Annotated in this window: 20 protein-coding genes; 6 read left to right on the top strand and 14 right to left on the bottom strand. The window is 68.5% G+C overall.

The annotated features are described in order from the left end of the window. Window positions 1-5 precede the first annotated feature (5 nt). The 3 genes from KV203_RS02455 to KV203_RS02445 all read right to left on the bottom strand — a co-directional run bounded on the left by KV203_RS02455 (window position 6) and on the right by KV203_RS02445 (window position 4,192). Window positions 6-881 (bottom strand): 3-hydroxybutyryl-CoA dehydrogenase, encoded by an 876-nt coding sequence (locus KV203_RS02455; RefSeq protein ID WP_066466846.1) that lies wholly within the window; start codon window positions 879-881, stop codon window positions 6-8. 144 nt (window positions 882-1,025) lie between these two features. Next, complete coding sequence (gene aceA / locus KV203_RS02450; RefSeq protein WP_066466847.1) at window positions 1,026-2,312, bottom strand: isocitrate lyase; 1,287 nt, start codon at window positions 2,310-2,312, stop codon at window positions 1,026-1,028. Window positions 2,313-2,680: 368 nt separating this feature from the next. Further along, entirely contained in the window at window positions 2,681-4,192 is a 1,512-nt protein-coding gene (locus KV203_RS02445) for an ATP-dependent DNA ligase (protein WP_066466848.1), read from the bottom strand. 98 nt (window positions 4,193-4,290) lie between these two features. Here KV203_RS02445 and ramB point away from each other — a divergent pair, with 98 nt between their 5' ends. Further along, window positions 4,291-5,700 (top strand): acetate metabolism transcriptional regulator RamB, encoded by a 1,410-nt coding sequence (gene ramB / locus KV203_RS02440; protein ID WP_066467150.1) that lies wholly within the window; start codon window positions 4,291-4,293, stop codon window positions 5,698-5,700. Window positions 5,701-5,741: 41 nt separating this feature from the next. On the opposite strand, the gene KV203_RS02435 is transcribed toward ramB, so the two are convergent. After that, window positions 5,742-6,572 (bottom strand): hypothetical protein, encoded by an 831-nt coding sequence (locus KV203_RS02435; RefSeq protein WP_157079636.1) that lies wholly within the window; start codon window positions 6,570-6,572, stop codon window positions 5,742-5,744. A gap of 122 nt (window positions 6,573-6,694) precedes the next feature. On the opposite strand from KV203_RS02435, the gene KV203_RS02430 reads away from it, so the two are divergent. Next, complete coding sequence (locus KV203_RS02430; protein ID WP_066467152.1) at window positions 6,695-7,225, top strand: carboxymuconolactone decarboxylase family protein; 531 nt, start codon at window positions 6,695-6,697, stop codon at window positions 7,223-7,225. Here the strand turns inward: KV203_RS02430 and KV203_RS02425 are convergent. The 6 genes from KV203_RS02425 to KV203_RS02400 form a co-directional block, all read right to left on the bottom strand. After that, window positions 7,209-8,162 (bottom strand): oxygenase MpaB family protein, encoded by a 954-nt coding sequence (locus KV203_RS02425; RefSeq protein WP_083529745.1) that lies wholly within the window; start codon window positions 8,160-8,162, stop codon window positions 7,209-7,211. The two genes, KV203_RS02430 and KV203_RS02425, sit on opposite strands and share 17 nt — an antisense overlap. Before the next feature lie 75 nt (window positions 8,163-8,237). Next, window positions 8,238-9,557 carry a lipase family protein gene (locus KV203_RS02420; RefSeq protein WP_246600474.1) on the bottom strand — a complete coding sequence of 440 codons (1,320 nt, stop codon included), beginning with the start codon at window positions 9,555-9,557 and terminating at the stop codon, window positions 8,238-8,240. A 117-nt stretch (window positions 9,558-9,674) separates the two neighbouring features. Then, on the bottom strand, window positions 9,675-11,081 hold the full coding sequence (gene lpdA / locus KV203_RS02415) for a dihydrolipoyl dehydrogenase (protein WP_066466850.1): 1,407 nt from the start codon (window positions 11,079-11,081) through the stop codon (window positions 9,675-9,677). Window positions 11,082-11,167: 86 nt separating this feature from the next. Further along, window positions 11,168-12,493, bottom strand: a complete 1,326-nt coding sequence (locus KV203_RS02410) for a cytochrome P450 (RefSeq protein WP_157079637.1) — start codon at window positions 12,491-12,493, stop codon at window positions 11,168-11,170. Then, window positions 12,490-14,397 carry a peroxidase family protein gene (locus KV203_RS02405; protein WP_246600473.1) on the bottom strand — a complete coding sequence of 636 codons (1,908 nt, stop codon included), beginning with the start codon at window positions 14,395-14,397 and terminating at the stop codon, window positions 12,490-12,492. The genes KV203_RS02410 and KV203_RS02405 overlap by 4 nt, the downstream gene beginning before the upstream one ends. Continuing rightward, the gene (locus KV203_RS02400; protein ID WP_066466852.1) at window positions 14,366-15,031 is read right to left on the bottom strand and encodes a hypothetical protein; all 666 of its coding nucleotides are present in this window, start codon (window positions 15,029-15,031) and stop codon (window positions 14,366-14,368) included. Before KV203_RS02400 ends, KV203_RS02405 begins: the two co-directional genes overlap by 32 nt. A 176-nt stretch (window positions 15,032-15,207) precedes the next feature. Between KV203_RS02400 and KV203_RS02395 the strand changes: the two genes are divergently transcribed. Continuing rightward, window positions 15,208-16,437 (top strand): PucR family transcriptional regulator, encoded by a 1,230-nt coding sequence (locus tag KV203_RS02395; protein WP_157079638.1) that lies wholly within the window; start codon window positions 15,208-15,210, stop codon window positions 16,435-16,437. Window positions 16,438-16,446: 9 nt separating this feature from the next. On the opposite strand, the gene KV203_RS02390 is transcribed toward KV203_RS02395, so the two are convergent. Both KV203_RS02390 and KV203_RS02385 read right to left on the bottom strand, forming a co-directional pair. Next, window positions 16,447-17,763, bottom strand: coding sequence for a D-arabinono-1,4-lactone oxidase (locus tag KV203_RS02390; protein WP_066466854.1), 1,317 nt, complete (start codon window positions 17,761-17,763; stop codon window positions 16,447-16,449). Then, window positions 17,757-18,974, bottom strand: a complete 1,218-nt coding sequence (locus KV203_RS02385) for an MFS transporter (RefSeq protein ID WP_169797440.1) — start codon at window positions 18,972-18,974, stop codon at window positions 17,757-17,759. Before KV203_RS02385 ends, KV203_RS02390 begins: the two co-directional genes overlap by 7 nt. Window positions 18,975-19,154: 180 nt before the next feature. On the opposite strand from KV203_RS02385, the gene KV203_RS02380 reads away from it, so the two are divergent. The 3 genes from KV203_RS02380 to KV203_RS02370 all read left to right on the top strand — a co-directional run bounded on the left by KV203_RS02380 (window position 19,155) and on the right by KV203_RS02370 (window position 23,094). Continuing rightward, complete coding sequence (locus KV203_RS02380) at window positions 19,155-21,182, top strand: prolyl oligopeptidase family serine peptidase (RefSeq protein ID WP_066466856.1); 2,028 nt, start codon at window positions 19,155-19,157, stop codon at window positions 21,180-21,182. A gap of 72 nt (window positions 21,183-21,254) precedes the next feature. After that, on the top strand, window positions 21,255-22,292 hold the full coding sequence (locus KV203_RS02375; RefSeq protein WP_066466857.1) for a beta-ketoacyl-ACP synthase III: 1,038 nt from the start codon (window positions 21,255-21,257) through the stop codon (window positions 22,290-22,292). A 148-nt stretch (window positions 22,293-22,440) separates the two neighbouring features. Next, a complete protein-coding gene (locus KV203_RS02370; RefSeq protein WP_066466858.1) occupies window positions 22,441-23,094 on the top strand; it encodes a GIN domain-containing protein in 654 nt (217 codons plus the stop codon). A gap of 94 nt (window positions 23,095-23,188) precedes the next feature. Here KV203_RS02370 and KV203_RS02365 read toward each other — a convergent pair whose 3' ends face one another. Together KV203_RS02365 and ppk2 are read right to left on the bottom strand one after the other, a co-directional pair. Next, window positions 23,189-24,043, bottom strand: coding sequence for an alpha/beta hydrolase family protein (locus KV203_RS02365; protein WP_066466859.1), 855 nt, complete (start codon window positions 24,041-24,043; stop codon window positions 23,189-23,191). Between the two features lie 44 nt (window positions 24,044-24,087). Continuing rightward, window positions 24,088-25,062 (bottom strand): polyphosphate kinase 2, encoded by a 975-nt coding sequence (ppk2, locus tag KV203_RS02360; protein WP_083529746.1) that lies wholly within the window; start codon window positions 25,060-25,062, stop codon window positions 24,088-24,090. Between the last annotated feature and the right edge of the window lie 151 nt (window positions 25,063-25,213).

The following is a 25,213-nucleotide window of genomic DNA, read 5'->3' as shown; positions in this document are numbered from 1 at the left end:
TCGGCTTACTTCTTGTCGCCGTACTGGTAGAAACCGGCGCCGGTCTTCTTGCCGAGCAGGCCCGCCTCGACCATCCGCATCAGCAGCGGCGGTGGCGAATAGAGCGGCTCCTTGAACTCGGCGTACATCGAGTCGGCGATCGACTTGACCGTATCCAGCCCGACCAGATCCGACAGCGCCAACGGACCCATCGGATGCGCCAGGCCCAGCACGGTGGCCTTGTCCACGTCCTCCTTGGTCGCGAAGCCCGACTCGACCATCCGGATCGCGGCCAGCAGGTACGGCACCAGCAACGCGTTCACCACGAACCCGGACCGATCGGCGGCACGCACCACCTGCTTACCGAGCACGTCCGCGGCGAACTGCTCGGCCCGCTGGGTCACCTCGGGGCTGGTCTTCAGCGTGGTGATCAGCTCGACCAGCGGCAGCACCGGCACCGGATTGAAGAAGTGCAGCCCGACCACCCGCTCCGGCGTCTTGGTGGCGACCGCAATTTTCATGATCGGAATGGATGAGGTGTTCGACGCAAGGACGGCGTTCTCGTCGGTGACGACCTTGTCGAGCTCGGCGAAGATCGCGGTCTTCACCTGCTCGTCTTCCAGCACCGCCTCGACCACCAATTGCCGGTCCGCGAAGTCCGCGAGGTCGGAGGTGAGCCGCAGCCGCGCGGCCGCTTGCTCCCGTTCCCGCTCGGTGAGCTTGCCGCTGCTCACGCCGCGGTCCAGCGAGCGCATGATGCGGGCCCGCCCGGCGGCGGTCAGTTCCCGGGTGGGCTCGTAGACCAGCACGTCGACCTGGGCACGAGCACACACCTCGGCGATGCCGCCGCCCATCTGTCCGGCACCGATAACTCCGACGCGCTGAATCTTCTCGCTGGTCACGGCAGCTCCTGTGGTACGCAATCGAATGAGGACTGAGGCCGATCATCGACTCTATCGGCACGTGCCCTCCCCACCGGATTCACCCGGCGGGGAGGGCACGTGCACGACATCACCTGATATCGCGTCGAACGGTGACGCGATCGATCAGTGGAACTGCCCCTCCTCGGTCGAACCCTTCAGGGCCGCCGTGGAGGTGTCCGGATCGATCGTGGTGGCGATCCGGTCGAAGTAACCGGCGCCGACCTCGCGCTGGTGCTTGGTGGCCGTGTAGCCCCGCTCCTCGGCCGCGAACTCGCGCTCCTGCAGGTCGACGTAGGCGGTCATGCCCTCGCGGGCGTAGCCGTAGGCCAAGTCGAACATGCTGTAGTTCAGCGCGTGGAAGCCGGCCAGGGTGATGAACTGGAACTTGAAGCCCATCGCGCCCAGCTCGCGCTGGAACTTGGCGATGGTGGCGTCGTCCAGGTGCGCCTTCCAGTTGAACGACGGCGAGCAGTTGTAGGCAAGCAGCTGGTCCGGGAACTCGCTGCGCACCGCCTCGGAGAACTTCTTCGCCAGCTCCAGATCCGGCGTGCCGGTCTCCATCCAGATCAGATCGGCGAACGGGGCGTAGGCCTTGGCCCGGGCGATACACGGATCGATGCCGTTGCGGAGCTGGTAGAAGCCCTCCGCGGTGCGGTCGCCGGTGATGAACGGCTGGTCGCGCTCGTCCACGTCCGAGGTGATCAGGGTGGCGGCCTCGGCGTCGGTCCGGGCGATCACCACGGTCGGGGTGTTCGCCACATCGGCCGCCAATCGGGCCGAGGTCAGAGTGCGGATGTGCTGGCTGGTCGGGATCAGCACCTTGCCACCGAGGTGGCCGCACTTCTTCTCCGACGCCAGCTGGTCCTCCCAGTGGGTGCCCGCGGCGCCGGCGTTGATCATCGCCTTCTGCAGCTCGTACACGTTCAGCGCGCCGCCGAAGCCGGCCTCGCCGTCCGCGACGATCGGCACCAGCCAGTTGCCCACCGAGGTGTCGCCCTCGACGGCCGCGATCTCGTCGGCGCGCAACAGCGCGTTGTTGATCCGACGGACCACCGCGGGCACCGAGTTGGCCGGGTAGAGGCTCTGGTCGGGGTAGGTGTGCCCGGCCAGGTTGGCGTCACCGGCAACCTGCCAGCCGGACAGGTAGATCGCCTTCAGCCCGGCACGCACCTGCTGCACGGCCATGTTGCCGGTCAGCGCGCCGAGCGCATTGATGTAATCGGGCCCGTTGACCTCGTTCCACAGGATCTCCGCACCGCGGCGGGCCAGCGTGGCGTCTTCCACGACGGTGCCCTGCAGCTTCGCGACCTGATCCGCCGAGTAGTTCCGGGTGACACCCTTCCACCGGGGGTTGGTGTCCCAATCCTGCTGGATCTCTGCGGCGGTCCGGGGTGTGCCGATGGTCGACATCGCTCTCCATCTTCTCGTCGGTGGTCCCGCCGTCGGTCTCGGCGGCGGGCGGCTTTCCAGCCATCTGCCTTCACAGAATTGCGAGGCATAACGCTCGTACTGTTTAAGAGTGGCACAGCCGAAAAGTGCCGTCTACCTGTTACGACTGTAAATATCCGCTAGCTTTTCGCCAGCTATTGCGAATCTTGCGAAGTTGCGGGACACGACGACAGCGGCCGCAAGCGGCAGTCCTGTGCGGTACCAGCAGGTTCGCCCCGCCCCACCCCGGCGCGAGCGGCCGGACCGACCCGCACCCGGTCCGACCCGGCCGGATCACCGATTGTGACGACATTCACGTGCGTCTTCACGTGTGTCGCGGCCCCACCCGGTCAGCCCGGCCGCAACGCCCGCACCGCGTCGATCGTATCGACGTCGGCGTAGGTCTTGTCCGGGCGGTACCGCAACACCCGGGCAAAGCGCAAGGCGACCCCGCCCGGATAGCGGGTGCTGACCTGCGCCCCGTCCAACTCGATCTCCACCACCAGCTCCGGGCGGAGATAGACCGCATGCTGATCACGGGCCCGTTCGTAGCGCGGAAACTCCGCGGTCTGCCACCGGAGCAGCGCATCGGTCAACCCCTTGAACGTCTTGCCGACCATCACCGGAGCGCCCCCGTCCGGGTCCCGCGCGCCGAGGTGCAGGTTGGACAACCAGCCGGTGCGTCGGCCGTATCCCCATTCGGCACCCAGCACCACCAGATCCAAGGTGTGCGCCGGCTTCACCTTCTGCCAGGCCCGGCCCCGCCGACCGGCCGCATACGGGGCGTCGAGCGACTTCAGCATGACGCCCTCGTGCCCGGCGGCCAACGCCGCAGCAAACTGCTGCTCCGCCACCTCGGGCGACGGGTGCTGCACCGACGGGATGCGATGCGCTGCGGCGACGCGGTCGAGCGCGGCCAGCCGTTCGGCCAGTGGTTCGTCCAGCAGGTCCGCTCCGTCCAGGTGTAGGCAGTCGAAGAAGTACGGGTGCAAGACCAGCTCCCGCGCCCGCTCGGCGCCGAAGCGACTCATCGTCTCCTGGAACGGCCGGGGCCGACCGGAATCGGTCAGCGCCAGCGTCTCGCCGTCCAGCACCACGCTGCGGCACGGCAACGTGCGGGCGAGCTCGACCAGTTCCGGGACGGACTCGGTGATGTCGCGCAGGGTTCGGGTGAACACCCGCACCGCAGCACCGTCGCGGTGCACCTGGATGCGCGCGCCGTCCAGCTTGTACTCGACACTGACGCCCGGACCGAGTTCGGCGTAGGCGTCGGTCAGCGTTTCGGCGGGCGAGGCGAGCATCGGCCGGACTCCCCGGCCGACCGCCAGGCGGATCCGGGCCAGCCCGTCGGCACCGTCGCCGAGCGCGACCCGGGCGGTTTCCGGCAGGCTCCCGGAGAGCATGAGCGCCCGGCGGACCGGCTCGCCCGGCAACCCGGCGGCGGCCGCGATCGCCTCGGTCATCACCCCTTCCAGTGCGCCTTGGCGCAGCTCACCGGTGAGCAGTCGGGTCAAGAACCGCTGCTCGGGTTCGGTCGCAGCGGCGAACAGCGCGGTCAGCACGGCGCGGCGGTGCCCGGCCGAGCCCGGACCCGCCGCGGCGGCGACCTCACCCAGCGCCGCGTCCACCGTCGCGACCGTGAGCTCGGCCTGTGCGGCCGGCGGCGCCTGAGCCGCCTGCACCGTCCGCCAGCCGATCCCGGTCCGTCCCTGCCGCGGCTCCCCGGCGAGCCAGGCAACCACGGGTGCGATGTCGCCGGAACCGAGCTCGGCGAGCAACGCCGCGATCCCGGCGATCTTCGCCGTGCGCGAGCGCGTGGCGCCGATCTCGGCGGAGGTATCGACGATCCGATGCAGTAGCACGTCCCCTATGCTGCCCGGCATTGCTGGATCGGCCGGTGGACGACGAGCACTTTTGGCCGACCTTTGCCCGGGTGCCGTCGGCTCGTAGGCTGGTCGGCGTGGCGAAAACCTTCGCCGGCGCCCGCCTCCGGCAACTCCGTACCGAGCGCGGGATGAGCCAGGTCGCCCTCGCGCACAGCCTGGATATCTCGCCGAGCTACCTGAATCAGATCGAGCATGACGTACGCCCGCTGACCCTGCCCGTGTTGGTGCGAATCGGCGAGGCATTCGGCGTGGACGCCACCTTCTTCTCCCCCAGCGACGACACCCGGCTGATCGCCGAACTGCGCGAGGTCGCGCTGGACCCGGAACTCGGGATCGAAGCGGACGCCACCGAGATCGCCGAGATCGTCGCCGCGCACCCCAGCGTCGCGCGGGCAATCGTCAGCATGCATCGGCGCTACCACAACACCACCGCCCAGCTGGCCGCGGCGACCGAGGACCGGTTCACCGACGGCAGCGGATCGGCGGCGATCAGCAAGCCGCACGAAGAGGTGCGCGACTACTTCTACCAGCGGCAGAACTACATCGACGAGCTGGACACCGCAGCCGAGCAGCTGGCCCGCCGGTTGCGTTCGCACCGCGGCGATCTGGCCGGCGAGATCGCCCGGCGGATGACCCAGACCTACGGCGTGACCGTGGCCGACCGGGTCGACCTGGGCGAGAACATCCTGCACCGCTACGACCCGCAGCACCGGCGGTTGGAGATCTCGGCGCACCTGTCCGGTGGGCAGCGGGTGTTCAAATTGGCCGCCGAACTCGCCTACCTGGAGTGCGGCGAGCTGATCGGCACATTGGTCGCAGACGGCAATTTCGCCTCCGACGCATCCCGCAGATTGGCGCTCCTCGGCCTGGCGAACTATTTCGCGGCGGCCCTGGTCCTTCCTTACGCACAGTTCCACGGGGTTGCCGAAGACTTCCGATACGACATCGAGCGGCTGTCGGCGTACTACTCGCAGAGCTACGAGACGATCTGCCATCGCCTGTCCACCCTGCAACGACCGTCGCTACGCGGGGTGTCGTTCTCCTTCGTCCGGGTGGACCGGGCCGGGAACATGTCGAAGCGGCAGTCGGCAACCGGCTTCCATTTCTCCGCCAGCGGCGGCACCTGCCCGCTCTGGAACGTCTACGAGACCTTCGCTTATCCCGGCAAGATCATGACGCAGATCGCCGAGATGCCCGACGGGCGCAAATATCTTTGGGTCGCCCGCACGGTCGAGCGACGGGCCAAGCGCTACGGCGAGCCGGGCAAGACGTTCGCCATCGGGCTCGGCTGCGAAATCCGGCATTCGGGCCGGGTGGTCTACGCCGACGGCATCGACCTCGACGACGCCGCGGCCACCCCGATCGGCGCCGGCTGCCGGGTGTGTGAGCGCGCCGCCTGTCCGCAACGCGCCTTCCCGCCGCTGGGCAAAGACCTCGACATCAGCGAACACCGCAGCTCCATCGCGCCCTACGTGCTGCGCTGACCCAACCCCGGCGCTGACCCAACCCCGGCGTCGACCCGACCTCAGACTCCGCGCTGCCGCATTCCGTCGAACACCCGCTGCACCTGGTCGATGCAAGCTTGCCGCACGTCGTCGCGATCGAGCTGGGTCCGCTCGTCGACGAAGACCGCGATCCGCACCTTCACGGCGAGATTGTCGTCTTGCGCCGCCACCGTGTACTCGACTCGATGGCTGTAGTCGGTCTTGTCCTCGTCGAGGGCGTACACCGCCCGTTCGCCGAGGCCGGGCAGCGCACCGGCCACTCGTCCCGGGACCGGGCGACGAAGCTCGGTGTCGATCCACGAACCGTAGGGCGACGCGCCGTAGGAGTCGGCGATCTCGGCGTCCATCGCGAACTCGGCCCGCGCGATCGTGCGCCCGCTCGCGGTGCCGGCGAACGAGCAATCCGCACCACCACCACCGATCAACGCGCTGCCCCGACGCTCGTGATGCGCGGGGGTGCCGGCCCCTTGTGGCGCCCACCGCTCGAGCACCCGCTGATCGACCAGGTCGCAGCCGTCGGCGACCTGGCTCGCGCTGTACCGGCCGGGCGTGACCGGCTGTGGCTCGTCCCGCGGGATCGATACGACGATGGTCACCGCGAGCGCGGCGGCGGCGGCGACCAGCACCAGCGAACCGATCAGCCACGGCACCGCCCGGCGAATCCGACCCGGGGGCCGGGGCGGTGACGGCGCCGGCACCTGTGCCTGCTCGGGCGCCGGCCCGACCGCCGACCAGCTAGGCTCCGTGGGAAACGGGTCGAAGAACAGCGCAGGTTCCGCTGCCGGTCCGGCCGAACCCGCCCCGGTCCCGGTCCGGTCGGCGCGTACGCGTGTCGGTAGTTGTCCGGACATCATGCTGCTCCCTCGCCCCGACCGCGGCCGCCGGCCGCTAACCCGATCGATAGTACGAAACTACGTCAACTCTGCGCGCGGTAGCCGGTAAACCAGGTCCCGATGCTAGCGTCGGCCGGGTGATCGAAGCGCGGATCCGACCCGGCCGGCTACGCCAGCTGGGCCCGGTCAACTGGTTGCTCTGGCGAGTCATCTCGCGGGGTGCCGGAACCTCGGACGCACAGCTGTTCAGCACGCTCGGGCGCACCGGCGGTCTCTACCGCGGCTGGTTGTATTACAGCGCTCGGCTACTAGCTGGCAACCGCCTCGGGCGGCACGACTCGGAGCTGGTCATCCTGCGGGTGGCCCACCTGCGCGACTGCGCCTACGAGTTCGAGCACCACCGGCGGCTCAGCCGCCGCGCCGGGGTGACCGCCGCCGAGTTGGCCGGGGTGACCGCCGGGCCGGACGCGCCCGCCTGGTCGCCCCGGCACCGGGCGTTACTCGCCGCCGTGGATCAGCTGGTCGAGACGAAGGCGCTCGACGACGCCGGGTGGGCGGCGCTCGCCGAGCACTACGACGAGCGGCGGCTGATCCAGATCGTGCTGCTGGTCACCCAGTACGACGGCCTGGCAACGACGATCGGCGCGCTCGGCATCACACCCGACCCGTGATCGGCCGAGCCGGTCGAGCAGCCACCGCTACCGGTCGGGGTGGCCGATGGCTGGCACCGAGCACACTCCGGCCGGCCCGCACCCGGGCCCGCATGTCCAGCAGATACATCCGGTAGCCCAACCGACCGGCGAACGGCACCGTCCGATCGGCCAACGCAACCAGCCGCAACAACCGATCCAGCACCCGCTGGTCGGTCGGACTCCAGTCGTAGCCCATCAGCTCGCGGAACTCGGGCGGCAGGGTGCCGATGGTGAAGAATCGGAACGGGCCGCCCAGGCTCAGCTTGATCAGCCGGCCCACCGGGCCCCACGGCCCGACCAGGAAGTCCAGCGTGGCCAGCCGGTCCAGATGCGTTCGCACCGGCGGATCGATCCGCAGTGTCGGCAGCGTCCGCGCCCAGTACCGCTCGAACTCGGCCCGGTCGGCCGGCCATTGCTCCGGCCGGACGTTGAGCGTGGTCGCCAGCCGCGCCGCGTCGGCGTATACGGCGTCGGCGGCGGTCGGATCCAACGACCCGTACAACAACTCGAACTGGTCCACGAAGTAGCGGTACAGGCAGGCCGCAACCCAGAGCTGCAGATCGGGGTTGTTGGCGTGGTACGGCACCGGGCTGTCCGCGGTGGAGCGCACGTACGCGTGCACCCGCCCCAGCTCGTCGCGCAGGATCGACCGGTCGGATTCCTCCCCGATCAATGCCACCGCCAGGTAGGTTCCGGTGGTCCGGGCCCGCTTGAACGGCCGGATGAACGCGTTGCCCCCGTCCACCCGACTCTCCACGACGCCGTAACCGACGCCCGGCATCGACAACTGCATGATGATGTTGGCCACCTCGTTCGCCAGCCCGAGCAACGTGAGCAGATCGGCGGTCCGCCGCGGGGTACGGACCGGAAATCGACGGCGCGACGGCTTGGTGACGTGGGCGGTGCGGGTGCGCATCGGACCTCCTCGAACAGCGCGGACTCACCTTCGAAGGCACGCATGTTCGACGGTAACCCGCCGGAGTGCGTTCGGTCAGCCGGTTTCACAACCGGGCTCGACCGGCCGACCGGCGAGCCGATCGTCGATCCAGGCATACGCGCCCGGCGCACCAACCAGTGCCGCCGTCATGTGTTCCCCGAGATAGCGCTGCAGCTGTGCCGTCGCCCCGGCCGCGCACCAATCCGCATACAGATTGTCGGCATTCTGCACGGTGATCCACGGATCTTGCTCGCCTTGATACAGATACACCGGAACGCTGGGCGCTCGACCGCCGAGTCGGTTCTCGGTCAGCACCCGTTGCGCAATCGGCGTATTCAGCACGTCGGGGATGTCCGACATCGCCTCGATCGGAATCGGCGCCAGCACGCCGGGCGCGGCCAGGGCACCCAGGCACATGTCCTTCGCGATGCCGGCCAGCCGCCAGCCGTTGTCGTTGAGCAGAGTCAACAGTTCCGGATACTCGCGGGCGACACCGAGCGCCGCGGCGAGGAACAGGCTCGACGCCAGGTTGCGCCCGTTCATCGAGCCGAGCAGCAGCCGGTAGTCCGCCGGGATGCCACCCAACGCCACCCCGGTCAGATTCAGTTCGGGCGCGTAGGTACCGGCCAATTCCGCGGTCCAGCCGCTGGCAATCGCGCCGCCGGAGTAGCCGGTCACCGCGACCGGCGCGTCCGGTGACAGGCCCAACTCGGGCAGGTGCAGCGCGCCGCGGAGCGCGTCCAGCACCGCGTGGGCGGCCAGCCGGCCGGCTGCGTAGGCCTCCCGCGGCCCCTGGTAGTCGGTGATCACCAGGGCGTAGTTCTTGGTCAGAAACGACGCCGCCAGTGCCATCTCGGCCGACAGACCGTGCGATAGCTGGTACGACGGTGCGCAGGTATGCCCGAGCGAGTCGATCGCCAGGTTGTAGCCGACCACCGGGCGGGGTCCGGAACCGGTCCACGGCGCGGTCGGCACCACCACGGTGGCGATCACCGGGATCGGCCGGCCCTGCACGTCGGTCGAGCGGACCGACAACTGCGTCGTGCGCACCGGAACCGGCAGCGGACCGGCACTCGCCGGGCGGTGCCGTAGCACGGCCCCGGCGGGCCGGTCCGCGTAGCCGGCCGGCGGCACCGAGAACGGGTCGTCGAGCGGCGTCGGCAGCACCGACTCCAGCGTGCGGGTGGGTTCGATCACCTCACCGATCGGGTCGGCAGTCGCCGGCCAGGCACACAGCACACTCGTGGCGAACGCTATCGCCAGAGCGGCCCACCGCCGCACCGACAGGGCGGCCCACCGCCGCCTCGAAGCTGTCCACGCCGACGCCGTCAAGGTTGGGATCACCGTCTCCTCCCGCACACCGGAGTTGTCCACCGAGGAGAGACAGTATCAAGATCGAATTGTGACCTCCAGCCCCAGCGCGGCAGCTTGTCGACCCGATTCGGGTCGGACGAAACCACGACGGACCTCGCTGGCAGCCGAACCCGGTCGTCAGAAGTTGATCATGTGGCCGGCCAGCCCGTGGATCGCCTCCTGCAACGCCTCGCTGAGGGTCGGATGGGTGTGCACGTTGCGGGCCAGCTCGTTCACCGTCAGGTCCCACTTCTGCGCCAGCGTCAGCTCCGGCAGCAACTCGGATGCATCCGGGCCGATCAGGTGGCCGCCGAGCAACTCGCCGTACTCGGCATCGGCGATCAGCTTGACGAAGCCGGTCGGATCGGCCAGCCCGTGCGCCTTGCCGTTGGCGGTGAACGGGAAGGTCGCCACCTTCACGTCGTAGCCCTCGTCCCGGGCCTGCTGCTCGGTCAGGCCGAAGCTGGCCACCTGTGGCTGGCAGAACGTGGCCCGCGGCATCATCCGGTAATCACCGAGCGGCAGCGTCTCCGCGCCGGCGATCGTCTCGGCCGCCACCACGCCCTGCGCCTCGGCGACGTGCGCCAGCTGCAGCTTCGCGGTCACGTCGCCGATCGCATAGATGTGCGGCACGTTGGTGCGCATGTGGTCGTCGATCGCGATCGCCTTCGGGCGTTCGCTCAACGCCACACCGGTGGTCTCCAGGCCGTAGCCGTCGAGCCGCGGCGCGAAGCCGACCGCCTGCAACACCTTGTCCACCACCACGGTATCCACCTGGCCGGACTTGTTGTCCTTGATCGTGACGGTGACGCGGCTGCCGTCGTCGTCGATCGACTGAACGGCGGCGCCGGTGCGGATCGGGATGCCCAACTTGCGGTACTGCTTGGTGATCTCCTTGGACACGTCGGCGTCCTCGTTCGGCAGTGCCCGGTCCAGGAACTCGACGATCGAGACGTCGACGCCGTAGTTGCGCAACACGTAGGCGAACTCCATGCCGATCGCGCCGGCACCGACGATGAGCACCGATCCGGGCAGATCCCGGGTCATGATCTGCTCTTCGTAGGTGACCACGTTCTTGCTGAGCTGGGTGCCGGGCAGCAGTTTGGTTTCCGTGCCGGTGGCGATGATGACGTTGTCGAAGGTGATCGTCTCGGTCGAGCCGTCCGAGCCCGCCACCGTGATCGTGTGCGGATCGGTGAAGGTGCCTTTGCCGTCGTACTCGGTGATCTTGTTCTTCTTCATCAGGAAGTGCACACCCTTGACCCGGCCGTCGGCGACCGTCCGACTGCGATCGAACGCCGCCCCGAAGTCGAAGGTGGCCTCACCGGAGATGCCGAACGTCTTGGCTTCCTTGGTGAAGATGTGCGCGAGTTCCGCATTGCGCAGCAGCGCCTTGGACGGGATGCAGCCCACATTCAGGCATACGCCACCCCAGTACTTCTGCTCCACGATGGCGGTCTTCAGACCGAGCTGAGCTGCGCGAATCGCGGCGACATACCCGCCGGGGCCGGCTCCGAGGACGACGACGTCATAGTGTGCGGTCACGTCTGCCGAGCCTAGTCCGTCTGCCGCCACCGCGGGCCGCTCCCGCGGTGGCGGCGGACAGACACTCGGACCGATCGCGACCTGCCTCAGTTCGTGAAATCGAAGTGCAGGCCGTACAGGTCCATGCCGTACGGCAGCGACTCGCCCGGACCGGGATCGAATCCCACCACTCGCGGCGTGGCCGCCGAGAGCAGATGCGCAAGGAACGCGGTACCGAGATAGACCGCCATGCCCGCACCCGGGCAAGCCTGCGGACCGTGGCTGAAGAAGTTGAACGACCAATCCTCACCCGCGGTGCCACTGACCCACTCCGCCGGGGCGAACCAGTCGGCGTACGGCACCCGGTCCGGATTCCGATGATTGAACAGGTTCGGAATGATCACCTGAGTGCCTTCGGTGATCATCGCGCCACCGTCCAACGGCACGTCGGCGATCGCGACCCGGCCGAACATCGCCGTCGTCGGGTACAGCCGCATCGCCTCCAGCAGACAGCCGGACAGCAGGGTCGCCTTGCCGATCCCGGCCGGCTCGGTGCCCACCTGCTGCACCTCGTCGGTCACCTCGGCTCGAATCTGCGGATGCGTGGCCAGCAGCGCCAAGGCCCGAGTGGCATTCGCCGCCAACGTGTCGCCCATCGCGAACAGCCAATGCACGACCTGCCCGGCCGGCTCGACGCCGGCGACCGGGTGCTCGGCGATCACGCCGGCCAAGCTGTCCGACTCGGCCCGATCCAGATAACGCTGAATCTGCGCGAGGAACGCCGGATACTTCGGGCTCGTCTTGCCCGGCGTGCGATTGCCCTCGCTCATCAGCTCCTGGAGCGCGCCGCTGATCGCCACGTCGTCCGCAGCGGCCCGGCCGAATACGACGACCCGGGTGAGCCGTTGGAACTCGGCGTTCAGTTCCGCCCAACCGACCGCCCGCTCGCCGGCCGCCCGGTAGGCCCGGACAGCCGAGTCCCGAGCGGCGGCCAGCATCGGCTCCGCCAGGGTGTGCAACGGCCGCCCGGTCTCCAGCACCGCCTCGGCAAACTGCCGGCGCTGCTCCCAGACCGGATCGCGCGACAGTGTCAACGCATCCGGCTGGAAGGCGACCATCCCCTTGCGTTTGCTGCCGAAGTCGGCCGCGAACGGGTCCGGCGAGCCACCGAGCACCGTCCGGATGGTGTCCGGGTCGTGCGCGAGCACGACTTCGTCGGCGGCCAGCCGGACCCGGAACGGGCCGGGCCCGTACTTGCGCACCAACGACTGCACCGTGTCGAATGCCCGCTCGTCGTTGCCCACCAACCCGGCCACCCGAACCGGCACCTCGCGCTTGGTGAACAGCCCTTGCACCACGCTCGGCACCCCGACCACCGCGGTGAACAACACGCCGTCCACCGTCGACGCGCACGGCAGCTCGTCGACGGTCACCACGGCATGTACGCCTTCACCGTGTCCGCCGCCCGCAGGATGATGTTCTTGCTGCCCGGCGCGGGAGAGCCGACCGCCGGCCACGGGGCGAAAACCCTTTCCACGTCGCCGATCACCGGCTGCAGCTCCGGGTAGTGGCGCAGCAGAACATCTTTCATCCCATTGTTGTTCACCCAGTCGAAGCCGGTCTTGGTGTACACCTCGGGCCGGAAATCGTTGGTGAAGAAGCGGTCGCTCTTCAGCCGGCGCGAGGCCATCAGGATGAAGATGCGGAACGCCGTGTCGGAGAAGCCGAATCCCTTCGGCGGCTGCTCGGCCTGCATCCCGATCTGCAGATCGACCGCGTCCACATCGCCATGGTAGATCTCGGCGATCTCCTTGGCCCACTGCTTGTTCGGGGTGATCTCCTCGATCGTCTTCCGCCGCGGCATCCGCAGCGCCTCGCGGAAATCGTTGTACCGCGGGATGCCCCGCTCCCGATCCCGCACGATGTCGAGCGTCGCGAGGTCGGTGACCTGCCCGTCGATCCGGGTGAGCCGACGCAGCGCGTTGGGATAGTTGTGCAAACACACCGCGCCCGCGCTGCCGAGCCCGATCGAGTACCACATGTCGCCCATCTCCATCCGGTCCATGAAGTCCCGGGTGTAGCGGCCCTGCAACTCGGTGAAGTTACGGTGCTCGAGCAGATCACCGCTTTCCAGCGAGTAGAACGTCCAGTCGTCCGGGATCAGTGGATGCATCCGGTAGACCGAGACGAACTCTTCGGTGAGCGAGAACGGCGCAGCGTGGTGCGAGGTGGACGAGCCGATGATCCCGGACAGCGCCTCGCTGTCGCCGACCCGGCCGATCTTGTCCCGGAACGTCTCGCCGAGCGCGCCGTACCAGTTGGCATTCATCCCGATCTGCAGTGCCGGGTGCCGCAGCACGCAGGTGGTCCACTCCACCGTGTGGATCTTCGCGATCAGCGCCGATACCACCAGCACGCCCAGCTCGAACAGCCGCTGGTCCGACAGCGACGGATCTTCTTTCTTGATCGCATCGCAGACCGCGTTGTGCTCGCGCGCGAACAGGGTGTGCAGCAACCCGACGCCGACCCACCAGTTCTCCTGGAAGCCGGTCAGATCGACCCCGGGGATGTCGCTGGTCGGCAGCCGACCGTTGTCGTCGACCTTGATCTTGCCGTCGACGAAGGTGCGGATCTCGTTCTGCTTCTTCATGCCGGTCCCGTAGATCTGGGTACCGTCCCACCAGTGCGTCTCGGTGTTGGCGAACATCGGCGCCGGACAACCGTCCCGGATCTCCCCGTCGGACGGGATCGTGCACCGGATCCGCATCGGGTTTTCCGGGAAGTCGTCGCCCGGCTGCAACGGAATGTCGATCGTCTTGTCGGCTTCGCCGTTGCCGTGGAAGAACCAGTTGTGGTTCTCGAACTGCAGCCAGGCCGCAGCCAGCGCGTTGATGATGCCCGCGGGCTTGAAGGAGTCCCGTGCCATCAGCTTCCGGCTGATCTCCCGCGGGTCCGGCTCGAGCAGCCGCTTGCGGTCGATCGTGGTCTTCTCGATCGGCACGTTGCGGCCGAAGCCGGTGCCGGCCGCTCCCATCCAGGGCGAGCCGAGATCGTTGAAGGTGCCGTCCGCCGTCCGCGCCCGCTTGACGTCTTGCTCCGGCTTGCCGACGCCGGTGTCCGGGCGGATGTGCTCGCCCTCGAAAAGGTTCTCTTCGCGTAGATCGGAACGCAACTTGGACAGGCTGGCGATCTGCAGAACCAGGGACGGTTGCTCGTGCCACTGTGGGCTCATCGAAACGGCCTCCATCGATAGAGAGTTCGGTCGGGGGTGGGTAACGTGCGCGCGAAACGCGCCCGAAGTAGGGTCAGCCGCGCGCGGCGTCGGAGCGCAGGGCAAAGTAGCCGATCATGGCATAGCGATCAGCGGGCAACCGGATCAGCACCTTGCCGAGGTAGGCGCCCGGCACGAGCTCGACCAACTCGTCGCGGATGCTGCGAATGACCAGCCGCGGATTGGATTCGACGTCGGCATAATCGATCACCATCACCTGGCGATCCGGATCATCCTTGCCGGACTGGATGTAGGTCTTGAAGCCGAACGCCAGCTTGCCGGTTTCGGTGTCGGTCATCGAATACAGCGGCCACAGCAGCTTCAGCTGACGGGCCGAGCCGTCGGTCATCCGGTTCGTGCCCGAGGCGTTGGCCGCGTCGAAGCTCTTGCCCTGCCAGGGCATCCAGACCGAGGTCAGCATCTTGAGCGCCGCGTCGGTCACCGGATTGGTCGTGGTCGTCACCAGGATTCCGTCGGTCGGACCGTCCAGACCGGCCACCGGCGCGCCGAGGCGGAACAGCTCGTTCAGCTGGGTATCGGCGGTCTCGTGATCACTCTTGGCCAGCTCCTGCAGCCCGACGATCAAGTTCCACGCGTCGTCTCGGGCGGCGACCGGTTCGGTAGCCACCCGACCGCGCAGTGTCGATACCTGATCGGCAAGATCGCTGCCGGACGTGGACGTGCTGGAGCCGGATGTCATGAAAGGTACCTCTCGCCGCGCAGATATGTGGTCGATATCACCCTCAACCAAAGTACGACAGTCTGTCGGTCTGGTGCGCCGGAACCGGCTGTGGGTTGTCACAATCTGGCCCGTCACCAGTGTCGGCCAGGACAATCGGGCGGTCCGGGCGGTCACCGGCGGCCTACGCTGTGCGGGTGAGCAACGGCGCTGACTTGGCGCAACTGGCGGAGACCCTGCTGGCCCGACTGGACGAGCACGGCGACGCACTGGTCCGGGTCGTTCGCGACCGGGTTCCGTTCTATCGCGAGACCCGGATCGTCAGCGCCGGCCAGCTACGGCGCAGCTGCATGGAGAACCTGCGGTACATCATGACCGCGATCGCACACGGCGGGCCGGCCGACCCGGCGGTCGCTCGGGCGACCGGCACCGAACGCGCCGACGCCGACGTCCCGCTCGCCGCGGTGATGGACGCGTACCGGGTCAGCCTGCGGTACATGTGGGAGCAACTGGTCGGTCAGGCACAGCTGCTCGCCGTCGCACCGGAGACCGTGCTCGCCGCGACCGAACAGGCGATGATCGCGCACGACCTGTTCACGCACGAGATGTCGGCCGCCTACAACAAGCGGCTCACCACCCGGATCGTCCGGCAGGAAGCCGAACGGTCGGCGCTGGTGGAAGCGGTGCTCACCGCAACGGTCACCGACCGGAAGACCCTGTGGGAAGCCGCCGACCTGCTCGGGCTGCCGACGACCGGACAGTACGTGGTGGCCGCGGCCGACCTGCCGCGGCCCGGACGGGAAGCGTTGCCGGGAGTGACCGACCGACTCCATATGCGGGGCGTCCGTTCGGCCTGGCGCCTCCTGCCCCAACTCCAGGTCGGGATCGCCGCGATCGACCAGGTCACCGGATCGGCCGTGCTGATCGCCGAGCTCGGCCGGATGGCCCGGGGCCGGGTCGGGCTGAGCCCGCCGTTCGACGACCTGACCGAAGCCGGGCGCGGGCTCGATCTCGCGCGGCTCACCCTCGCCGGCGCGCCCCCGGGCCCCGGCGTCACGCTTTTCCAGCAGAACCCGGTGGGCATCGCCGCGGCCAGTTCGCCGCAGGTGATGGAGTTGCTGGCCGCCGACATCCTGGCGCCGGTCCACGCATTGCCGGACGATGAGCGCGCAACCCTGCTGGAGACGCTCTACGCCTGGCGCGACGGCGACGGCATCGCCTCGAAGGCGGCCGGCCGGCTGGGCTGCCACCCGAACACCGTGCGGTATCGGCTCCGCCGGGTCGAGGATCTCACCGGTAGACGACTGGCCCGGCCGGCCGATGCGGCCGCGATCTGTCTCGCGCTCGCCGCCGCACCCAGCCCGAGCACAACCGGCTCGAGTACTTCGGGCTCCAGGACACCGGGCTCGACGACACCGACGTCCTGACGACCCGGCCTAGCCCGAGCCGACGTCGGCCACGGGGCCGAGAACCCGCCGCACGTGCTCGTTGGTGAAGACACCGCGCGGGTCGAGCCGGGCACGCACCGCCTGGAACCGGTCCCAGGCGGGATAGCGGTCGGCGAGCTGATCCGCCGCCAACAGATGGCGCTTGCCCCAGTGCGGACGTCCGCCATGGGCAAGAGCGATGTCCTGAACAGCGCGAAAGTACGGCCGCCAGGCCATACCGCGGTACATGTGGACGGCCAGATACGCCGTCTCTCGCCCGTAGGACGGGCTGAGGAAGGCCTTCTCGTCGGCGGCGACGAAGCGCACCTCGATCGGAAAGTTCACCTCGAAACCGCGCGTGCGGATGGTGTGCTGGATGGCGGCGAGAACGTCGGCGCACGCCGCCCGCGGGACAGCCATCTCCATCTCGGTGAACCGCACCGACCGCCGGCTGGCGAACACCTTGTAGCTCTCGTCGACGTAGTCACCCGACGTCATCAACCGGGTGACGGCCCGATTGAGCGTCGGGATCCGCGCGGGGAACCGGCGACCGATCCGGCTCGCGGCCTCGACGACCCTGTTCTCCAGGAACTCGACGACTCGCTGTGCCGATTCCCCAGGCGGGCGGAGCGGTTCGTCGGTCCGGTTGTTCCGCTTCGTCAGCGCCGTATCGGCATGCGGGAAGAAGAAGAACTCGAAGTGATCGTTACCGTCGACGAGCTCGTCGAGACGCGCCGTGAGCTCGGCCGATGCCATCGTGCGAATCTGCGCATGCAGCGCGAAGGCAGGTACGACGCGCAACCGGTAACCGGTGGCCACGCCCAGTGCGCCCAAGCTGACCCGGGCCGCGCTCAGCACCTCGGGGTCGGCGTCGGTGCAGCTGAGTGAGCTGCCGTCGGCCAGCACCAGATCGACCGCCTCGATCTGCGTGGCGAGGTTGCCCAGGAGCCGACCCGTTCCGTGCGTGGCCGTCGCGGTCGCGCCGGCGATGCTCTGCCGGTCGATGTCGCCGAGGTTGGCCAGCGCCAGGCCGGCGGAGGCGAGCGCCGAGTTGAGGTCGTACAGGCGGGTCCCGGCGCCGACCGTGATCAGCCCGGCGGCAGCGTCGACGTGCCGGATTCCGCTGAGGTGGTCGAGGTTGAGCAGCAGCCCGTCGGTGCAGACCAGGTCGCTGAACGAGTGGCCCGCACCGACGACGCGCACCGTGCGTCCTGCGGCTGCGGCCTCCTGCACCGCTGCGGCGACTTCCGCGACCGAGCGGGGCTGGAGGTAGCGGGCGGGGGTACAGGACTCGTCACCCGCCCAGTTGGTCCAGGTGGTTACCACGATGCTCTCCGGTCGGGTCGGGGCGCTGCGGCAGATTCGCCCGAAGCCGAGCGAAAACGCCCGAGCAGCGGGACGACACCGAGGATCGCCACCGCCGGCAGGGCGAAGCCGATCGCGAGCGCCGACGAGTCGGCTGCCAGGGCGCCCAGAACCACCGCGCCGACCACGGCGCCACCGTAGTTGAACAGATTCACCCGGGCCATGACCTCGTCGCGCCGGGCCGGGCAGAGTTCTCCGGCCCGCCCGAACGCGACCGGCACCACAAGTCCGGCAGCCGCGCCGGCCGCGCTGAACCCGACGATCGCGCCGGCCGGCGTCTGCACCACGGCCACGACCAGACAGCCCACGGCGGCCGATGCGATACCGATGGCCACCGTGGGTCGACCGCCGAACCGCCGCACCAGCGGGTCCGCCGCCAGCCGGGTCAGCAGCACCACCGCGAGATAGGCGGCGTATCCGAGCGGCGCGACCGACCCGGATGCCCCGAGTCCGTCTTGCAGATACACCGTGCTCCAGCTCGCGACCGCGGCATCGACCACGAATGCCGCGAACACGAAAGCACCGACGACCCAGATCATCTTGTGCGGCAACGGCACCGAACCCAGGCCGGCGGCGGCGTCGGCACGCGCCTCCCGGGCCGGGTCGGCCCAGCGCAGCGACACGTACGACATGGCCGCCGCGCCGGTCGCCGCGACCGCCAGTGTGCCGACCGCAAAGCCGCCGGCCGCATGGACCGCCGAGGTGAGCACCGCACCGACGATCCCGGCCGCGGTGTAGCCGGCATAGAGCCGGCCGAATACCGGCACTCCCGAATAGGTTTGGGCGAGCGCGCCCTGCATGTTCGCGGCCGCATCGACGGTGCCCAACCCGATCCCGTACACCGCGATGGCGACCGCGATGGCCGCGACGTCGGTGCTGACCGTCGCGCCGGCAAGCGCGGTTGCCTGGATCGCGAACCCCACGGCGAGGGCCCATCGACTGCCCCTGCGTACGGCGATCACATCCGCCAGGATCGACCCCGCGGCCGCGGTCACGCAGGCAAGAAGCAACAATCCCGCGACGCCACCGTCGGTGAGCTCGACCCGCGCCTTGATCGCCGGGAGCGCGGTGACGACGATCGCGTAGCCGAGGCCCTGCGCTGCGTACGCCGCGAAAACCGGGCGCAGCCGCGCGCGCCCCCGGCTGGTACCCGCATCCTGGGTCTCGGCCATGTGCCGCCGTCCTTCCCCTGCGTCGGTGGCGCGCATTCACTTTCCGTACCGAGCCCGAAGCCACCGATTGTTCAGCACGGACTCACCGGCCGGACATCCGACTCCATGACGGTGGTCCGGCAAGCCGGAAGTAGGCACAGGACTTACCGGTCGTGCACCCCGACCCGTAAGAATGTGCATATGAGCGGCATGGACGAGCGCGACGACCCTTACCTGTGGTTGGAGGCGGTGACCGACGAGGCAGCGCTGGACTGGGCCCGCGAGCACAACACACGGGTCCGCGCCGAGTTCGCCGAGACCGCCGCGTTCGAATCGCTGGAACAGCGCATCCTCGCCATGCTCGACACCGACGTCCGGATTCCCTACCCGGGCCGCCGCGGGCAATGGCTGTACAACTTCTGGCGCGACGCCGAGAATCCGAAGGGGTTGTGGCGGCGCACCACCTTCGAGGAGTACCGCAAGGAGCAGCCCACCTGGGACGTCCTGCTCGACCTCGACCAGCTGGCCGAGACGGAGCAGGAGAACTGGGTGTGGGCCGGCGCGGGCGTGCTGCGCCCGGCCCAGGAACGAGCTCTGATCAGCCTGTCCCGCGGCGGCGCCGACGCCACGGTCGAGCGCGAGTTCGACCTGATCGATCGCCAGTTCGTCGCCGACGGGTTCAACCTGCCCGAGGCCAAGTCCCGGATCAGCTGGATCGATCACGACACGGTCTACGTCGGCACCGATTTCGGTCCCGGCTCGCTCACCGATTCCGGCTACCCGCGGATCGTGAAACGCTGGCGGCGCGGCACCCCGTTGGCCGCCGCCGAAACCGTGTTCGAGGGCAGGACCAGCGACATCTCGGTCGGTGCCGGCTACGACCGGACGCCGGGCTACGAGCGCCACTATGTCGCGCGGTCCACCGACTTCTACCACGGCGACGAATGGTTGCTCGGCGCCGACGGCGAGCTGACCCACATCGACATTCCGACCGATGCCGGCGGCGGCTGGTACCGCGACTGGTTCCTGGTTCGCCCCCGATCCGAATGGGTGGTCGACGGTCGGAGCTACCCGGCCGGTTCGCTGCTCGCTATCGACTTCCCCGCGTTTCTCGCCGGGGACCGCAACTTCGAGGTGTTGTTCACCCCGGACGCGCACACGTCGTTGCAGGGATCGGGCTGGACCGCGCACCATCTGGTCGTCGCCACGCTGACCGATGTCCAGACCCGGCTGTACGTGTACACCCCGAGCCCGTCCGGCTGGTCGGTCGCTCCGCTGGCCGATGTTCCGCCGATGTCGTCGACCGCCGTGATCAACCTCGACCCGCTGGACGGCGGCGACGAGTACATGCTGACCAGCAGCGGATACACCACCCCGCCCAGCCTGCTCGCCGGGACGATCGGCACGCCGACGACACTCCTGCTGAAGCAGGAACAGAGCTACTTCGACGCCGACGGGCTGATCACCGAACAGTTTTTCGCGACGTCCGACGACGGCACCCAGGTGCCGTACTTCGTGATCCGCCGACCGGGCGCAAGCGGACCGACCATGCTGTCCGGTTACGGCGGCTTCGAGGTGAGCCGGACCCCGGGATACAGCGGCAGTTCCGGGATCGGCTGGCTGGAACGCGGTGGCATCGTCGCGATCGCGAATATCCGGGGCGGCGGCGAGTACGGGCCGCAATGGCACACGCAGACTCTCAAGGCCGGGCGCCATCTCGTCTACGAGGACTTCGCCGCGGTCGCCCGCAACCTGGTCGACCGGGGAATCACCACCCCGAAGCAGCTCGGCGCGGTCGGTGGCAGTAACGGCGGACTCTTGATGGGCGTGATGCTGACCCACTACCCCGAACTGTTCGGCGCTCTGGTCGCCCAGGTTCCACTCCTGGACATGCAGCGTTATCACCTGCTGCTCGCCGGGGCTTCCTGGGTCGCCGAGTACGGCAACCCGGACGATCCCGAAGAGTGGGCGTTTCTGCGAACGTTTTCGCCGTATCAGAACGCCACCCCGGACCGCGACTATCCGCCGATCCTGCTCACCACCTCCACCCGAGACGATCGGGTGCATCCGGGGCACGCCCGCAAGATGGCCGCCCGGTTGACCGAGCAGAACCACCGAGTCTGGTATTACGAGAACATCGAGGGCGGTCACGGCGGCGCCGCGGACAACAAGCAGGCCGCGTTCCAGGCGGCGCTGACCTACGAATTCTTGTGGGCGATGCTTACCTGACGGAGCTCACCCGCACCCGCGTACGTTGTCCGAATCGCAATTGTCCGACCGACCGAGACACACAGGAGTTGCATCATGGCCGCCATCGCCCGGGTCCCGGGGGCCGCCCACACCCGCATTCTCGGGTTGGGCGCCTACCGACCTCGCCGCGCCGTCCCGAATGCCGAGATCGTCGACGCGATCCAGTCCAGCGACGAGTGGATCCGCACCCGATCGGGCATCCGGCAACGCCGCTGGGCGGCCGACGACGAGACCATCATCGGGATGAGCGTCGCTGCCGGACGCAAGGCCGTCGAGGCCGCCGGCCTCGCCCCGGAACAGATCGGCGGGGTGATCGTCGCCACGTCGTCCCGGATGGTGTTCGGACCGGCGGCGGGTGCCCAAGTTGCCACCCAGCTCGGAATGACCGACGTGCCCGGGTTCGACGTCGCAGCCGGCTGCGCCGGCTTCTGTCATGCGCTGGTGCTCGCCTCGGACATGATCCGCGCCGGAACTGCCCGCTATCTGCTGATCGTCGGCGTGGAACGGCTGAGCGACTTCATCGACCACACCGACCGGACCTGCGCCTTCATCTTCGCCGACGGCGCCGGCGCGGCGGTGGTCGGCCCGGCCGACGTCGAGGGGATCGGTCCGGTGGCCTGGGGTTCGGACGGGTCCAGCTGGGAAGCCATCCGCCAGGACAAGGACTTCGGTACCTTCTTCGACGAGGTGGCGGCGGTCGAGGCGAACGGCGGGCACGCCGAACGGCCCTACATCCGGATGCAGGGCACGGTGGTGTTCCGCTGGGCGGCCACGTTCTTGGAGAAGGCCTGCCGAGCAGCGGTGGACAAGGCCGGCCTGACGATGAACGACCTGGACGTCTTCATCCCGCATCAGGCGAACAGCCGGATCACCGACGCACTCACCCGCGTCCTCAAGCTGCCGGACAACATCGTGGTCGCCGACGACATCGAATACACGGGCAACACGTCGGCCGCATCCATCCCGCTGGCGATGGAGCAGGTGCTGCGCAGCGGCCGGGCGCAGCCCGGGGATACCGCGCTGATCATGGGCTTCGGGTCCGGGCTCGCCTACGCGGGCCAAGTGGTCACCTTGCCGCCGTATGCGTGACTGCCGGAGCCGGCACGACCCGCCGAGCGGGTCACCGAACATATCCGTAACGATGTGACGATCCCGAGCGGTTTTATCACATGACAGACAATCGCCCACCGCGATTGCCGGTGGATCCGACCGGCGATCCACGAGGAGAATCCTGAGCATGAGCAGTCCCCGAGCCGTGGCGCGGCTATTACTGACCTTGTCGAGCGCCTTCCTGGTGCTGCTCGGCACCAACGTCGGCACCGCGAACGCCGACGTGCAGGGCCGCGCGGTAAGCGGTTTCAACGCCGTCACGTTCGCCGCGGTCGGAACGCTGAACATCCGCGTAACCGGTGAAGAATCGCTCACCATCGAGGCCGAGCCGCACGTCTTGCCCTTGCTGACCAGCGACGTCGTCGGCGGTCGATTGATCCTCGGCAGCCGGCCCACGCCGTGGCTCGTCGTCCGTCAGCCGATCGTCTACAACCTGACCGTCAAGAGCCTGGACTCGCTGGAGGTGACCAGCGCAGGCAACGTCAACATCGAGGGGCTGCGCGCCGGCACCCTGGCAGCCAAGATCACCGGCACCGGTACGGTCACGCCGATCGGAACTGCCGACCACCTCGACCTGACCTTCACCGGCACCGGCAACTTCGCCGGGGAGAATCTGCAGACCCGAACGGCCCAGGTGATGCTGACCGGCGTCGGCAACGTCACCACCGCGGTCAGCGAGCACCTGGACGCGAACCTCACCGGCACCGGCCGAATCACCTATCTGGGCAACCCGTCGGTGTCGAAGAACATCACCGGCGTCGGCACGGTCGTCGCGGGCTGAGTCAACCCCGCAGGACTCACCTCGCACGACCCTGCACGCAAAGGCCCGGCAACCAATCGTTGCCGGGCCTTTGCCTACCGATCGACCGCCCCGGTCAACCAGCGTCATGCAACCATCGGATGATCCGGTCCACGACGTCGGTCGGGCGCTGAATCCACTCGTTGTGCCCGAACGCGGTGGGCGGTGTCCACCGCGTGATCCCCGCCCGCGGCAAGGTCGCCAGCAGATGTTCGACCGCGGCCGGCGGAACGAGTTCGTCGGCGGCCAGGGTGATCGCGAGCACCGGCAGGGTCAGTCGAGCGATCCGCTCGCCGTAGTCGATATCGGCACCGGTGGGCTCCAACCGGCCGGTGCGGGCGCTTCGCGCCCAGTCGGCGACGAGAACTCGGGACTGCCGGCCGAACCCACCGACGTCCAGTCGATCCCCGGGCCAGAATCCGACCAGATTCGCCGTGGCCGACAATGCCGCGGCACCGACCAGCACCCCGGCCCCGCGCTGACCGTACCCGCGGTGGAACGGGATGCCGGCCGCGATCACAACCATTCCGCCGAGCCGACCGCGGACCCGGGCCGCGTACAGCACCCCGAGCTGACCACCGAGACTGTGCCCGATCAGAAACGGCGTCCGGTCCGGGAAGCGGTCCCGCACCGCGCCGAACATCGCCGGAAAATCGACCGACACCAATTCCTGGTAACCGTACCGGCTGTGCCGACTCGGCCGCGGTCGACTGTCGCCCTGTCCGCGCAGCTCGCAGATCGCCGCGTCGAAGCCGCGCCCGGCCAGCTCCGCCGCGACCGGTTCGTAGTAACCGGCCGGAATGCCCAATCCGGGCACCAGCACGAACACCGGCTGTAATCGATCCGGCCGGGCCGGCTGCCGATCGATACCCGGGAGGAGCCGAACCGGCACCGTGGTGGAATCCGGCATCTGGATCCGGACCGTCTCCATTCGATGCAGCGTAGCGGCTCGCCCCGAACTCGGTCGCCCGGAACTCAGTCGCCGATGACGTCCAGGGCTCGCCCGACGATCAACGGGTCGGCGGTCCCGACGACCTCCGGGTCCTTGTTGGCGTAGTCGAACTTGCCGAGCACGAACCGCATCGCGTTCACCCGCGCCCGCTTCTTGTCGTTGCTCTTCACCACGGTCCACGGCGCGAATTCGGTATCGGTCACCCGGAAGTTGTCCTCCTTGGCGGCGGTGTACCGGTCCCACTTGTCCAGCGAGGCCAGGTCCATCGGCGAGAGCTTCCACTGCCGGACCGGATCGACCTGACGAATCGCAAACCGGGTGCGCTGCTCCAGCGGCGATACCGAAAACCAGAACTTGATCAGCGCGATGCCGTCGTCGACCAGCATCTGCTCGAACAACGGGGCCTGCCGGAAGAACCGCTCGTACTCGGCATCGGTGCAGAACCCCATCACTTCCTCGACGCCGGCGCGGTTGTACCAGGAGCGGTCGAAGAAGACCATCTCACCGGCCGCGGGCAGATGTGCGACGTAGCGCTGGAAGTACCACTGCGACTGTTCTCGGGCGCTCGGCTTCTCCAGCGCGACGATCCGTGCGCCACGTGGATTCAGATGCTCCATGAACCGCTTGATCGTGCCGCCCTTGCCGGCGGCATCCCGACCCTCGAACACGATGACCAACCGGCCGCCGGTCGCCTTGATCCAGTTCTGCAGCTTGAGCAGCTCGATCTGGAGCAGCCGCTTGTCGTACTCGTACTCGGGCCGCGGCAGCCGGTTCGGATAGGGGTAATCCTCGCGCCAGGTGTCCACGATGCGGCCATCCGGCACGGTGAGCAGCTGCGGATCATCATCGTCGTCGTCGTCGACCGTGAAGCCGGAGGTGTCGCTGAGGTCGACCGCCGAACGCAGGTCGGCGACCTCGCTCAGGTCGGACCGCACGGCCAGGTCGGACCGTGCGGCGAGGTCGGACCGTGAGTCATCGGAAAGGTGCACATCGGACATATGACCGACCGTAGCGGCGCCGGGTGACGAGCGGGTGAACCCGGCACACCCGGACCGGATGTCCAACTGCCGAGCTACGCTCTCGCGAACGCATCCAAATCAACTTCTCAGATATTCTCCGGACCCGCTATTGCCAGGTTCTTGTACTCTG

The sequence above is a fragment of the Skermania piniformis genome (assembly GCF_019285775.1).
In the GTDB taxonomy this organism is placed as follows: domain Bacteria; phylum Actinomycetota; class Actinomycetes; order Mycobacteriales; family Mycobacteriaceae; genus Skermania; species Skermania pinensis.
This window is presented reverse-complemented; position numbering and strand designations above follow the sequence as displayed.